The sequence below is a fragment of the Streptomyces sp. NPDC002088 genome (assembly GCF_040296605.1).
In the GTDB taxonomy this organism is placed as follows: domain Bacteria; phylum Actinomycetota; class Actinomycetes; order Streptomycetales; family Streptomycetaceae; genus Streptomyces.
The window spans coordinates 275,504-288,635 of sequence record NZ_JBEOXO010000007.1; the positions used below are offsets into that span (position 1 = coordinate 275,504).

Below are 13,132 nucleotides of genomic sequence, written 5' to 3' on the forward strand. Positions count from 1 at the left end.
CCTCACGCCCATTCTCCCACCGGAGCGGCGGCGCCATCCCTTCGTACCGGCCTCGGTCGAGCCTCGGTCGAGGCTCGACCGAGGCTCACTGCGGCCCGTACTTGCGCCCCGTCTTCGAGGTGACCCCGCCCAGCAGTCCCCGCGGTGTCACCTTCACCAACCCCATCAGCGCCTTGTAGCGCGGGTCCGGGACGGACAACGACTTCCCGCGCGCCAGATCGTTCAGCGCCGCCGCGACCAGCTTGTCGGCATCCAGCCACATCCAGCCCGGGATGTTGTCCGTGCCCATCCCGGCCCGCTCGTGGAACTCGGTCCGCACGAAACCGGGGCACAGCGCCATCAGCCGTACGCCGCTGCCCGCCAGATCCCGCGCGGCTCCCTGCGTGAACTGCACGACCCACGCCTTGGACGCACCGTACGTACCCCGGGGGACGAAGGCGGCGACCGAGGCAACGTTGACGACTCCGCCGCGACCGCGCTCCCGCATCCCCTCGGTCGCCGCCGCCGTCAGCCGCAGCACCGTCTCGCAGTGCACCTTGAGCATCTTCAGCTCGTCGGCCATCGACACGTCGAGGAAGCGGCCCTTGTTGCCGAAGCCCGCGTTGTTGATCAGCAGGTCGACGGGGTCCCTCCGGTCGCCGAGCCGGCCGGCCACCACGTCGATGCCGTCGTCCGTCGAGAGGTCCGCCGTCAGCACCTCCGCCTCGATGCCGTGCCGGTCGTGCAGTTCGGTCGCCTGCTCCCGAAGCCGCTTGGTGTCGCGTGCCACCAGCACGAGGTTGTGCCCGTCCGCCGCCAGCCGCCGCGCGAACGCGGCACCGATGCCCGCGGTCGATCCCGTAATCAGAGCCGTTGTCATGGCGCAAGGGTAGTTACCCGGACGGTGCGCGTCCGCTCTCTGCACAGGGCCTCCCGATGGTGAAAAAGAGGCTGGCGCCAGGCTTGCCTGACGAAGGTTCAGACCTTGTGCTGCTCCGCGTACTTCCGTGCCGCCGCCAGCGACTCCGGATGCAGCGCCTCGCCCGCCGCGAGCAGCCGCGGCAGCAGCTCCCGCTCCGTCGTGACCGCCCTGAACTGGAGGGCCACCGTCACCTCGTGAGCCGGCCGGTGCACGATCTCGACCGGGTCGCCCGCCCGTACCTCACCCGGCTCGATCACCCGGAGGTAGGCGCCGGGCGCGCCCTTGCGCGTGAACCGCTTCACCCACCCCCGTTCACCCAGATGGTCCTGGAAGGTGCGGCACGGAATCCGCCCGCAGGTGACCTCCAGCACCAGCTCACGCCCGATGCGCCAACGCTCGCCGATCCGCGCGCCGGACACGTCGAGGCCGGAGGTCGTGAGGTTCTCGCCGAACGCGCCGTTGCCGAGCGTCCGGCCCAGCTCGCGCTCCCAGTCGTCGAGGTCCTCGCGCGCGACCGCGTACACGGCCTGGTCGTCGCCGCCGTGATGGCGGGTGTCGCACCCGGCGTCCCCGGCCAGCCCGCTTGCGCCGGTCCCCTTCGGCCCGGGCGCGGACACCCGCACCGGCTCGTCCGCCGGCCGCTTGTCGATGCCGGTCAGACCCTCCGGCTGGTCCGTGTAGGGCACGGCCCGCGGGCGGCCCAGGTTCACAGAGAGAATCTTCATGGCCGCAGGCTAAAAGGCAGCCCCTCAAAGCGTCGATGCAATATCGGGCATCGCATCCAAGGCCGACTTATGCTTGAAGGGTGATCGAGGCCCGTCATCTCCGCGTCCTGCGCGCCGTCGCCGCCACCGGCTCGTTCTCGGCGGCGGGGCGTGAGCTGGGCTGCACCCAGCCCGCCGTGAGCCAGCAGATGAAGGCCTTGGAGGCATCCGCCGGCACCCCGCTGCTCATCCGCAGCGGCCGCGAGATGCGTCTGACCCAGGCGGGCGAGGCCCTCGTCCGGCACGCGGCCGGCATTCTCGCCGGACTCACCGCGGCCGAGGAGGAGGTCGCCGCCATCGCGGGTCTGCGGGCGGGCCGGGTCCGGCTGGTCTCCTTCCCCAGCGGCAGCTCCACGCTCGTGCCCACCGCCCTCGCCGCCCTGCGCGCCGCGCACCCCGGCACCCGCGTCTCCCTGGAGGAGGCCGAGCCGCCCGAGTCGGTCGAGAAGCTCCGGGGCGGCGACTGCGACATCGCGCTCGCCTTCCGCTACGAGGACGCGGCGGGCGCCGAGGAGTGGGACGACCTCGTCGTACGGCCCCTGCTGACCGACCGGCTGGTGGGCCTGGTGCCGGAAGGCCACCGGCTCGCGCGCACTGGCTCTTCAGGGTCTGTCGCCATCGGCGAACTCGCCCGGGAACCGTGGATCGCGGGCTGCCCGCGCTGCCGTGGCCAGCTGGTGGAGGTGTGCGAGAGCGCCGGCTTCACCCCGCGCATCGACTTCGCCACCGACGACTACCCGGCGGTGGTCGGCCTGGTGGGCGCCGGTCTCGGCGTCGCCGTCCTGCCCCAGCTCGCCGTCGAGTCCGTACGCCCCAGGGGTGTACGCACAGTGACGGTGGAGCCGCCGGTGCGGCGGGAGATCGTCGCGCTCACGCTGCCCGACCTGGCTCAGGTGCCGGCGGTGGCGGCGACGCTGGAGCAGCTGGAGCGGGCTGCAGTCCGCTAGCGGACGCTCCCCGAATGGTCAGGGGCATGTGTGCCCGTGCTCTGCGTTGTGCTTGCAGGTGCTTGAAGAAACGTTCCTTCAGGTGTTCGAGCCGCTGTTCCCGCCAGTGGCGGACGCCGACACCAGCCGGTTGCGTGCCCGGCCCATGAGTTCCTCGCGCTCGTCCTCGGTCAACCCGCCCCACACCCCGTACGGCTCACGCACCGCCAGTGCGTGCGCCGCGCACTGTGCGCGGACCGGGCACCTCATGCAGACCTCCTTGGCCGAGTTCTCACGAGCACTCCGGGCCGCCCCGCGCTCACCCTCCGGATGGAAGAACAGAGAGCTGTCCACCCCACGACAGGCAGCCAGGAGCTGCCAGTCCCACAGGTCCGCGTTCGGTCCGGGAAGGCGGGAGAAATCTGCCATTACGTGACCCCTTGCAGCCGTTCTGAGCGGATACGGTGCTCACGACCGTACATCTACGATCTAAGGAGATGAAAATATGACTCATTGCGAATCTAGCCTCAGACACCAGCAGAAGGGAAGAAATGGGGCTAAATGGGGCACGGGTTGTGATGAAAGGTTGAGGGTCTGCCGCGCGCGTCTGCGCCGTGTCCGGACCCTCACGTAGAGTGCCGAAGATGGCACACGGCCCCGTAACTCTTTCGAGTGACCGTCGTTGAGAGTGCGGAGGCGGTTGAGAACACAAACGCTCGGGCAGGCGTCCGAGACGGTCGACCGCACAGGTGACGATTTCGTACCAGCCTGGAGGCACAAGGTGACGCGCATCAGCTGCGGAGGGCGGCCATGACATCCGTCCTCGTCTGCGACGACTCCCCGCTTGCCCGAGAGGCGCTCCGCCGCGCGGTCGCGACCGTGCCCGGCGTCGAGCGCGTGACGACGGCGGCCAACGGCGAGGAAGTCCTCCGCCGCTGGGGTGCCGACCGCTCGGACCTGATTCTGATGGACGTACGCATGCCCGGCCTGGGCGGCGTCGAGACCGTACGACGGCTGCTGTCCGCCGACCCCGGTGCGCGCATCATCATGCTCACCGTCGCCGAGGACCTGGACGGAGTCGCCCTCGCGGTGGCCGCCGGCGCCCGCGGCTATCTGCACAAGGACGCCTCGCGTGCCGAACTGCGCGCCACCGTCACGCAGGCCCTCGCCGACCCGACCTGGCGCCTCGCCCCGCGCCGTCTCCGCTCGGCCGAGATGGGCGCCGCGCCCACCCTCACCGCGCGTGAGATCCAGGTTCTGGAGGGCATGAGCCACGGCCGTTCCAACGCCGAGATCGGTCGCGAGCTGTTCCTCTCCGAGGACACCGTCAAGACCCACGCCCGACGTCTCTTCAAGAAGCTCGGCGCCTCGGACCGGGCGCACGCGGTGGCGCTCGGGTTCCGCTGGGGCCTGGTGCGCTAGGCGTGCCGGGTGTGCTGGGCGTGCCGTCGCGGGGGTAGGAAAACCCGTAGGAAAACCCGTAGGAAGACCCGTAGGAAGTCCCAGGTAATCCCCGTCTGCCTCATGGTGGGCGGGGGTGGCAACCGGGCTCGCCCGGTGCCCGCTGCTCGTTTCGCCGCGGATGCCGCATCCTTGAGGTGTGGAGTTCCTCGGGGACGAGTCGGTCAAGCGGAAGGGGAGGGCGCAGGGGATGAGTTCCAGCGCACCTGCTCATAACGCTTCGGTGCACAACGATGGACGCGGTGCCACGGATCAACCGGCCGCAGGGCACCATGGTCCGATGCGCGAGGACGACGTGGCCACTGCGCCAGGGGCGATCGGTGCACTGGTCCACCGCGCCGTCGACGGGGACGAGCAGGCCACGCACGACCTGCTCGCCCATGTCCACCCCCTGGCGATCCGGTACTGCCGCACCCGGCTGTCCCGGCTGCCCGGCGACGCCCGCCACTTCGTCGAGGACCTGGCGCAGGAAGTCTGCGTGGCCGTCCTCCTCGCCCTGCCCCGCTACCGGGACACCGGCCGCCCCTTCGAGGCGTTCGTCTTCGCCATCGCCGCGCACAAGGTGGCCGACCTTCAGCGTGCCGCGATGCGCCACCCGGGCTCGACGGTCGTCCCGTCCGACGAGATGCCGGAGCGCCCCGACGACTCGCTGGGCCCCGAGGAGCGGGCACTGCTCAGCAGCGACGCCGAGTGGGCCAAGCAACTGCTGGCCAACCTCCCCGAGAACCAGCGCGAGCTGCTGCTGCTGCGCATCGCGGTGGGGCTGACGGCGGAGGAAACTGGACAGATGTTGGGAATGTCACCCGGTGCGGTCCGGGTGGCGCAGCACCGGGCACTGAACCGGTTGCGGGCGCTCGCCGAGCAGTAGCGGCCCGTGCTGGGCCGTGGCAGCGGCCTCTTTCGAACAGCTGCGCCACCGATTCCGTACGAACATCCGAAGCGCGGAGTCACACCGCATCGTGGAATGAGGGAGCCTCGCTTCCCGTTAGCATGGACATCCGCACCGATCAAGGCCATTTGGGGAAGGTGTCATGACTGCAAACGTCGACGGAGTGCCCGGTAAATTCGCGACACTCGGGCTGACCTACGACGACGTGCTGCTGCTGCCGGGTGCATCCGAAGTGCTCCCCAACGCGGTCGACACCTCGTCCCGGATCTCCCGCAACGTCCGGGTCAACATCCCGCTGCTGTCCGCCGCCATGGACAAGGTCACCGAATCGCGCATGGCGATCGCGATGGCCCGCCAGGGCGGTGTGGGTGTACTGCACCGCAACCTGTCCATCGAAGACCAGGTCAACCAGGTCGACCTGGTGAAGCGGTCCGAGTCCGGGATGGTCACCGACCCGATCACGGTGAACCCGGAGGCGACGCTGGCCGAGGCCGACGCACTCTGCGCCAAGTTCCGCATCAGCGGCGTCCCGGTCACCGACGGCAACGGCAAGCTGCTCGGCATCGTCACCAACCGCGACATGGCCTTCGAGAGCGACCGCTCCCGTCAGGTGCGCGAGGTCATGACGCCGATGCCGCTGGTCACGGGCAAGGTCGGCATCTCCGGCGCCGATGCCATCGAGCTCCTGCGCCGCCACAAGATCGAGAAGCTTCCCCTGGTCGACGACGAGGGCGTCCTCAAGGGCCTCATCACGGTCAAGGACTTCGTCAAGGCCGAGAAGTACCCCCACGCCGCGAAGGACGCCGAGGGCCGCCTGCTCGTCGGCGCCGCGGTGGGCGCGAGCCCCGAGGCGCTGGAGCGCGCCCAGGCCCTCGCCGAGGCCGGTGTGGACTTCCTGGTCGTCGACACCTCGCACGGCCACAACAGCAACGCCCTGAGCTGGATGGCGAAGATCAAGTCGAGCGTGCACGTCGACGTGATCGGCGGCAACGTCGCCACGCGTGACGGCGCCCAGGCGCTGATCGACGCCGGTGTCGACGGCATCAAGGTGGGTGTGGGCCCCGGCTCGATCTGCACGACGCGTGTCGTCGCCGGCATCGGTGTCCCGCAGGTCACCGCCATCTACGAGGCCTCCCTCGCGGCCCGGCCCGCCGGCGTCCCGCTGATCGGCGACGGCGGTCTGCAGTACTCCGGTGACATCGGCAAGGCGCTCGCCGCCGGCGCCGACACGGTGATGCTGGGCAGCCTCCTGGCGGGCTGCGAGGAGTCGCCCGGCGAGCTGCAGTTCATCAACGGCAAGCAGTTCAAGTCGTACCGCGGCATGGGTTCGCTCGGCGCCATGCAGTCCCGTGGCCAGGGCAGGTCGTACTCGAAGGACCGCTACTTCCAGGCCGAGGTCGCCTCCGACGACAAGCTCGTGCCCGAGGGCATCGAGGGCCAGGTGCCCTACCGCGGCCCGCTGGCCAACGTGCTGCACCAGCTCGTCGGCGGCCTGCGCCAGACCATGGGCTACGTGGGAGCGGCCACCATCGAGGAGATGGAGTCCAAGGGCCGCTTCGTCCGGATCACGTCCGCGGGTCTCAAGGAGAGCCACCCGCACGACATCCAGATGACGGTCGAGGCGCCGAACTACAGCCGTAAGTGACATCCACGCGCGCGTGAGGTGTGCCGATGTACTGCCGAGGGCGGTCCCGGAGGGTTCCGGGGCCGCCCTTGTCGTACCCGTCGGCGATACTGGAGACGCTGAAACGCAGAGGGAAAGGCCACAGACGTGACTGAGATCGAGATCGGGCGCGGCAAGCGCGGCCGCCGGGCGTACGCCTTCGACGACATCGCCGTCGTCCCCAGCCGCCGTACGCGGGACCCGAAGGAGGTCTCGATCGCCTGGCAGATCGACGCCTACCGCTTCGAGCTGCCCTTCCTGGCCGCTCCCATGGACTCGGTCGTCTCCCCGGCCACCGCGATCCGCATCGGCGAGCTCGGCGGCCTGGGCGTGCTGAACCTCGAGGGCCTGTGGACGCGGTACGAGGACCCGCAGCCGCTGCTCGACGAGATCACCGAGCTGGACGACGAGACGGCGACCCGGCGCCTCCAGGAGATCTACGCGGCGCCCATCAAGGAGGAGCTGATCGGGCAGCGCATCAAGGAGGTGCGCGACTCCGGCGTGGTCACGGCGGCCGCGCTCTCCCCGCAGCGCACGGCCCAGTTCTCCAAGGCGGTCGTGGACGCGGGCGTCGACATCTTCGTCATCCGCGGTACGACGGTGTCGGCGGAGCACGTCTCCGGCGCGCACGAGCCGCTGAACCTGAAGCAGTTCATCTACGAGCTCGACGTCCCGGTGATCGTCGGCGGCTGCGCCACCTACACGGCGGCCCTGCACCTGATGCGCACCGGCGCGGCCGGCGTCCTGGTCGGCTTCGGCGGCGGCGCCGCGCACACCACGCGCAACGTGCTGGGCATCCAGGTCCCGATGGCCACGGCCGTCGCCGACGTGGCGGCCGCCCGCCGTGACTACATGGACGAGTCCGGCGGCCGGTACGTGCACGTGATCGCGGACGGCGGCGTCGGCTGGTCCGGCGACCTGCCCAAGGCGATCGCCTGCGGCGCCGACTCGGTGATGATGGGCTCCCCGCTCGCCCGCGCCACGGACGCGCCCGGCAAGGGCCACCACTGGGGCATGGAGGCGGTCAACGAGGAGCTGCCGCGCGGCAAGAAGGTCGACCTCGGCACGGTCGGCACCCTCGAGGAAGTCCTCACCGGCCCGTCGCACACCCCGGACGGCTCGATGAACCTCTTCGGCGCCCTGCGCCGCGCCATGGCCACCACCGGCTACAGCGAGCTGAAGGAGTTCCAGCGCGTCGAGGTGACGGTGGCGGACTCGCAGCACAAGCGGTAGGTCCTACGCCGTAGGACGTCGGCAAGGGCCGGTCATCTCACATCGGTGAGGTGACCGGCCCTTGTCGATGCCCGGGCGGGCTGTGGGGGCGTGTGGTGCGGGGCGGGGGCGCACGGTTGCCTTCGAGGCGGATGTGGGCTGGTCGGCGGGGTCGCAGGCGCTAGCGTCCACATCGGCGCCCCAGGTTTCTGGAGCGCCCCCTTCCAAGGACATGGTTCCGGACCCCGGCCCTCGGGGCCCGGCCCGAGTTCCAACGGACCGTTCACCGGGCTACTGGGCGGTGTCGTGGAAGGGGGCGCCCATGGGCCGCCACCGCAAGCCCACCCGCTGGGACCGACTCCGTCTTCGGACGGTGCAGTGCCGGAGGAGGTGGATCTTGCGGCTTTTCGGATGGTGAGCGGCCGCCCCCATGACACCTAGGGGCGGACACCCGTGAACCATCAGGAGCCTGCCGCAGCTAGCCACTGCGGTGGGCTCCACCTATTTCGGATGGTGAGCGGCCGCCCCCAAGCTACCTAGGGGCGGACACTCCGTGATCCATCCAGGAGCCTGCCGCAGTAGCCCCTGCGGTGGGCTCCACCTGTTTCGTACGTTACCGGCGGGCAATGCCGTACGCCACCAAACCCCGGAGCTCGGCCCGCACCCGCACGCCCCCGTTCACAACCGGTGCGCCGCTCCCGTGGGCGTCGCGCCACGCGTGTCCAGCAGCAGCTGCGCCTTCACCGACAGGCCCTGCAGGTCGTACGTGCGGTGCTGCTGGAGGAGGATCGTCAGGTCGGCGTGGGCGGCGGCCTCGTAGAGGGAGTCCGCGCGGGGTACCGGGCGGTCCAGGACGCTCCAGGACGGGATGTGCGGGTCGTGGTAGCTGATGGAGGCGCCGAGCTCCATCAGACGGATCGCGATCTCCTGGGCCGGAGTGGCCTGCTGGTCGGCGAGGTCGGCCTTGTAGGTGACGCCGAGCAACAGTACGCGCGCGCCGCGTGCCGACTTTCCGTGCTCGTTCAGGAGGGCCCCGGCGCGCTGGACGACGTACCGGGGCATCCGGCTGTTGACCTGCTGGGCCAGCTCCACCATCCGCAGGGTGCGGCCCGCGTGGGCGGTCAGGTCCTGGGGGACGGCGTGGCCGCCGACGCCGGGGCCGGGGCGGAAGGCCTGGAAGCCGAACGGCTTGGTCTCCGCGCAGCGGATGACGTCCCACAGGTCGACGCCCAGGTCGTGGCACAGGACGGCCATCTCGTTGACGAGGGCGATGTTGACGTGGCGGTAGTTGGTCTCCAGGAGTTGCACGGTTTCGGCTTCACGGGGTCCACGCGCGCGTACCACCTTGTCGGTGAGCCGGCCGTAGAAGGCGGCGGCCGACTCGGTACAGGCGGGTGTGAGGCCGCCGATGACCTTGGGGGTGTTGGCCGGGGTGAAGTCGCGGTTGCCGGGGTCCACCCGGCCGGGCGAGTAGGCGAGGTGGAAGTCGCGGCCGGCCCGTAGCCCCGAGCCCTCCTCGAGCAGTGGGCGCAGGAGCTCCTCGGTCGTCCCGGGGTACACGGGCGACTCCAGGATCACGGTGGTGTGCGGGCGCAGGCGTTCGGCGAGGGTGCGGGCGGCCGTCTCCACCTGGCTCAGGTCGAGCCCGCCGTCGGCGCCGCGTGGGGTCGGCGCGCAGATGACCGCGGTGCGGACGCGGCCGAGCTCAGCCGGGTTGGTGGCGGTCCGGAAGCCCCCCGAGAGCATCCGGCGCAGTTCGGCGGGGCTGAGGGAACCGGCCTCCGGGCCAGTCCGGTAACCGAGCGTGGCGACGCCGGCGGCGACGGCTGCCTGGGCCAGGGGCAGGCCGAGAGGACCGAGTCCGATGACGGCGAGATCTGCGGGCATGGCGTGGGCCGTCCTTCCCAGTAGCCGAAGCGGGACAGGTGCGCAAGCCCTGTGGACAGGATGAGCGGAGCGCGATGTCAGACTAGGAGTAAATATGACCGTTATGCGGGATTGACCGGCTGTGTTGTTCGGCAGTCCCGCGAATGTTGTCCACAGGCTGGGGGGTGACTGGTGGCTGAAGTCGGGCATCCCGGTCAGGATTGGGGCATGGGGGATATGAACCGGGCCTCGCCCCACGGGTGCGGCCGGCGCGACCGATGAGCGGGAGGCAACGGTGAGGACAGCGACACTGGGACCGGCGCAGCGCGTCGAGTCACTGGCATCCATGGCCGAGCGCGAGCTGGACGTGCTGGTCGTCGGTGGCGGCGTCGTCGGCGCGGGCACCGCGCTCGACGCCGTGACGCGCGGCCTGTCCACGGGACTTGTCGAGGCGCGCGACTGGGCGTCGGGCACGTCGAGCAGGTCCAGCAAGCTGATCCACGGCGGACTGCGCTATCTGGAGATGCTCGACTTCGCGCTGGTCCGGGAGGCGCTGAAGGAGCGCGGCCTGCTGCTGGAGCGGCTCGCGCCGCACCTGGTCAAACCAGTGCCGTTCCTGTATCCGTTGCAGCACCAGGGCTGGGAGCGCCTGTACGCCGGTTCGGGCGTCGCGCTCTACGACGCCATGTCGACGGCCCGCGGCCACGGCCGTGGCCTGCCCACGCACCGCCACCTGACCCGCAGTCACGCCCTGCGTGTCGCCCCGTGCCTGAAGAAGGACGCGCTGGTCGGCGCGCTCCAGTACTACGACGCCCAGATGGACGACGCCCGGTACGTGGCCACGCTGGTGCGCACGGCCGCCTCGTACGGCGCCCATGTCGCCAACCGCGCGCGCGTGACCGGCTTCCTGCGCGAGGGTGAACGCGTGGTCGGCGCCCGGGTCAAGGATGTCGAAGGGGGTGCGGAGTACGAGGTCCGCGCCAAGCAGGTCGTCAACGCGACCGGCGTGTGGACCGACGACACGCAGGCAATGGTGGGGGAGCGCGGACAGTTCCACGTCCGGGCGTCCAAGGGTATTCACCTGGTCGTACCCAAGGACCGCGTCAACTCCTCGACCGGCCTGATCCTGCGCACGGAGAAGTCCGTCCTCTTCGTCATCCCGTGGGGCCGGCACTGGATCATCGGTACCACCGACACCGACTGGAACCTCGACAAGGCCCACCCGGCCGCCTCCAGCGCCGACATCGACTATCTGCTGGAGCACGTGAACTCGGTGCTCTCGGTGCCGCTGACGCGCGACGACGTCGAGGGTGTGTACGCGGGACTGCGCCCGCTGCTGGCCGGCGAGTCGGACGCCACCAGCAAGCTGTCGCGCGAGCACACCGTGGCGCATCCCGTGCCGGGGCTCGTGGTCGTGGCGGGCGGCAAGTACACCACCTACCGGGTGATGGCCAAGGACGCGGTCGACGAGGCCGTGCACGGGCTCGACCTGAGGGTCGCCGAGTGCGTCACCGAGGACGTTCCGCTGCTGGGCGCGGAGGGTTACCGGGCGCTGTGGAACGCGCGGGCGCGGATCGCCGCGCAGACCGGGCTGCACGTGGTGCGTGTGGAGCACCTGCTGAACCGTTTCGGTTCGGCGGCGCAGGAAGTGCTCGACCTCATCGTGGCCGATCCCTCGCTGGGCGAGCCCCTGCAGGCGGCCGACGACTACCTGCGCGCCGAGATCGTCTACGGGGCCTCGCACGAGGGCGCCCGCCACCTGGACGACGTGCTGACCCGGCGCACCCGCATCTCCATCGAGACCTTCGACCGGGGGACGCGCAGCGCCCGCGAGGCCGCGGAGCTGATGGCGCCGGTGCTCGGCTGGGACAAGGGCCAGATCGAGCGCGAGGTCGAGCATTACGAGAAGCGGGTGGAGGCGGAGCGGGAGTCGCAGCTCCAGCCGGACGACCAGACGGCGGACGCGGCGCGGTTGGGGGCGCCGGACATCGTGCCGCTGTAGTTGTGGCGCTGTGGTCGTGCTGCTGCGCTGGTGGCGCGGCACTCGTGCCGCTGCACTTGTGGCGCTGTGGCCGGGCCGTTGTGGTCGCGCCGTTGTGGTCGTGCCCTCGTAGTGGGTCCCGGCCGGGAATCTGACGACATCACCCGAACGAGTGTCGTGAAGCGGGATATCCGCTCGCACCCCGCGCGTTCTACGGGGTGCGAGGGCAGAACTCGGCGGCGAGCAGGGCCGGTTCGAGGTCGGGGTCTGCGATCGCGGTCGTGTTCACCCGGAAGGTGAGGACGCGACGGCCGTCCACGGTGGCTGCGGTGCGCACGTAGCTGCCCGAGATGCGCCCGTTGTGCCCCCACACCGTGGTCCCGCAGGGCAGCTTCACGGGGAACAGACCCATGCCGTACGAGCCGTGTGCGGCACGGGTGTCGAGCATCTCGCGCAGCCGGCGCGAGGGCAGCAACTCACCGCCGAGCAGCGCCGCGAAGAAGCGGTTCAGGTCGGCGAGCGTGGTCACCAGCTCACCCGCGGCCCCGGCCACCCGCGGGTCGAGTTCGGTGACGTCGGACCCGTCGGCGGCGTAGGCGCGGCCGTGCGGGGAGGGGAGGGACGTGCGGGATCCGGGAAAGGAGGTGCCCGTCAGGCCCAGCGGAGCGATGATGCGGCGCTCGGCCTCAGTGGCGTACGAGTGGCCGGTGACCTGCTCAATGACCAAACCGAGCAGGACGTAGTTGGTGTTCGAGTAGGCGAGGCGGCCGCGGTGGGCCGGAGGGTGGGTGAGTGCGATTCGGACGGACTGAAGAGGAGTGACGGGGACGATGCCCCCGGTGTCCCGGGTGAAGTCGTACAGGCCGCTGGTGTGAGTGAGCAGGGAACGCAGGGTCAGCGCCCGCCCGTCATTGCCCGCTCCGCGCACCAGGCCGGGCAGGTGCTGCTCCACGGTGTCGGACAGGGACAGCAGGTGTTCGTCAGCCAGTTGCAGGACGACCGTCGCGACGAAGGTCTTCGTGATGCTGCCGGCGCGGAAGTGGTCGGCACGGGAGATTCCCGGACCGGCCTGGGCGTAGCGGGTGTCCGTCTCCTCACGGGCCAGCAGGGCCGCGGCGGGTGCTGCGCCCCGGCTGACCAGCAGCGGAAGGACCGCGTCCGTGGGCGGGGCGGAGTGCGCCTGCGAGCCGGCCGGAGCCAGCCAGAGGAGGGCCAGGGACACGGGCACGGCCAGTAGCGTCCGTAGTGGCGGCATCGCGGTCCTCCCTTGTCGCGGCCCATCATGCAGGGCCGCGGAACGCGGGCTTCGCCGGGTCCCCCGGGCAGGCGGGAGCCCGGGCCGGGAGCTGCGTCCGGGATCAGTGACCGGCATCCGTGGGGCCTCGGCGGGGGCGCGCGGACTCCGTGGTGCCGTGAGGGGCACCCTGGGCGTCGAGCACTTGTCGGGTGAGGGACAATGGAGGCTCTGT

The 13,132-nt window shown here is 70.7% G+C and carries 11 protein-coding genes; 6 read left to right on the forward strand and 5 right to left on the reverse strand.

Annotation, left to right across the window (positions count from 1 at the left end):
- Positions 1-85 precede the first annotated feature (85 nt).
- Positions 86-859, reverse strand: a complete 774-nt coding sequence (locus ABT114_RS17845) for an SDR family NAD(P)-dependent oxidoreductase (RefSeq protein WP_351143483.1) — start codon at positions 857-859, stop codon at positions 86-88.
- A 98-nt stretch (positions 860-957) separates the two neighbouring features.
- A complete protein-coding gene (locus ABT114_RS17850) occupies positions 958-1,626 on the reverse strand; it encodes an MOSC domain-containing protein (RefSeq protein WP_351143485.1) in 669 nt (222 codons plus the stop codon).
- 80 nt (positions 1,627-1,706) lie between these two features.
- Between ABT114_RS17850 and ABT114_RS17855 the strand changes: the two genes are divergently transcribed.
- Positions 1,707-2,612 carry a LysR family transcriptional regulator gene (locus tag ABT114_RS17855; protein ID WP_351143487.1) on the forward strand — a complete coding sequence of 302 codons (906 nt, stop codon included), beginning with the start codon at positions 1,707-1,709 and terminating at the stop codon, positions 2,610-2,612.
- Between the two features lie 78 nt (positions 2,613-2,690).
- On the opposite strand, the gene ABT114_RS17860 is transcribed toward ABT114_RS17855, so the two are convergent.
- On the reverse strand, positions 2,691-3,020 hold the full coding sequence (locus ABT114_RS17860; RefSeq protein WP_351143489.1) for a WhiB family transcriptional regulator: 330 nt from the start codon (positions 3,018-3,020) through the stop codon (positions 2,691-2,693).
- A 381-nt stretch (positions 3,021-3,401) separates the two neighbouring features.
- On the opposite strand from ABT114_RS17860, the gene ABT114_RS17865 reads away from it, so the two are divergent.
- From ABT114_RS17865 to ABT114_RS17880, 4 genes are all read left to right on the forward strand, one after another.
- Positions 3,402-4,013 (forward strand): response regulator transcription factor, encoded by a 612-nt coding sequence (locus tag ABT114_RS17865; RefSeq protein ID WP_003948568.1) that lies wholly within the window; start codon positions 3,402-3,404, stop codon positions 4,011-4,013.
- 319 nt (positions 4,014-4,332) lie between these two features.
- Entirely contained in the window at positions 4,333-4,920 is a 588-nt protein-coding gene (locus ABT114_RS17870; protein WP_351143491.1) for a sigma-70 family RNA polymerase sigma factor, read from the forward strand.
- 163 nt (positions 4,921-5,083) lie between these two features.
- On the forward strand, positions 5,084-6,586 hold the full coding sequence (guaB, locus tag ABT114_RS17875) for an IMP dehydrogenase (protein ID WP_351143493.1): 1,503 nt from the start codon (positions 5,084-5,086) through the stop codon (positions 6,584-6,586).
- Positions 6,587-6,712: 126 nt separating this feature from the next.
- On the forward strand, positions 6,713-7,837 hold the full coding sequence (locus ABT114_RS17880) for a GuaB3 family IMP dehydrogenase-related protein (protein ID WP_351143495.1): 1,125 nt from the start codon (positions 6,713-6,715) through the stop codon (positions 7,835-7,837).
- 657 nt (positions 7,838-8,494) lie between these two features.
- Here the strand turns inward: ABT114_RS17880 and ABT114_RS17885 are convergent.
- On the reverse strand, positions 8,495-9,703 hold the full coding sequence (locus ABT114_RS17885) for a nucleotide sugar dehydrogenase (protein ID WP_351143497.1): 1,209 nt from the start codon (positions 9,701-9,703) through the stop codon (positions 8,495-8,497).
- Positions 9,704-9,977: 274 nt separating this feature from the next.
- Here ABT114_RS17885 and ABT114_RS17890 point away from each other — a divergent pair, with 274 nt between their 5' ends.
- Positions 9,978-11,684, forward strand: coding sequence for a glycerol-3-phosphate dehydrogenase/oxidase (locus ABT114_RS17890; RefSeq protein WP_351143499.1), 1,707 nt, complete (start codon positions 9,978-9,980; stop codon positions 11,682-11,684).
- A gap of 190 nt (positions 11,685-11,874) precedes the next feature.
- Here the strand turns inward: ABT114_RS17890 and ABT114_RS17895 are convergent, their stop codons facing one another.
- The gene (locus tag ABT114_RS17895) at positions 11,875-12,918 is read right to left on the reverse strand and encodes a serine hydrolase domain-containing protein (RefSeq protein ID WP_351143501.1); all 1,044 of its coding nucleotides are present in this window, start codon (positions 12,916-12,918) and stop codon (positions 11,875-11,877) included.
- Between the last annotated feature and the right edge of the window lie 214 nt (positions 12,919-13,132).

What these genes read in the sequence shown, in the direction of transcription:
- ABT114_RS17845 (WP_351143483.1), bottom strand. Translation starts at nt 859, where the DNA reads ATGACAACGGCTCTGATTACGGGATCGACCGCGGGCATCGGTGCCGCG.
- ABT114_RS17850 (WP_351143485.1), bottom strand. Translation starts at nt 1,626, where the DNA reads ATGAAGATTCTCTCTGTGAACCTGGGCCGCCCGCGGGCCGTGCCCTAC.
- ABT114_RS17860 (WP_351143489.1), bottom strand. Translation starts at nt 3,020, where the DNA reads ATGGCAGATTTCTCCCGCCTTCCCGGACCGAACGCGGACCTGTGGGAC.
- ABT114_RS17865 (WP_003948568.1), top strand. Translation starts at nt 3,402, where the DNA reads ATGACATCCGTCCTCGTCTGCGACGACTCCCCGCTTGCCCGAGAGGCG.
- ABT114_RS17870 (WP_351143491.1), top strand. Translation starts at nt 4,333, where the DNA reads ATGCGCGAGGACGACGTGGCCACTGCGCCAGGGGCGATCGGTGCACTG.
- guaB (WP_351143493.1), top strand. Translation starts at nt 5,084, where the DNA reads ATGACTGCAAACGTCGACGGAGTGCCCGGTAAATTCGCGACACTCGGG.
- ABT114_RS17885 (WP_351143497.1), bottom strand. Translation starts at nt 9,703, where the DNA reads ATGCCCGCAGATCTCGCCGTCATCGGACTCGGTCCTCTCGGCCTGCCC.
- ABT114_RS17895 (WP_351143501.1), bottom strand. Translation starts at nt 12,918, where the DNA reads ATGCCGCCACTACGGACGCTACTGGCCGTGCCCGTGTCCCTGGCCCTC.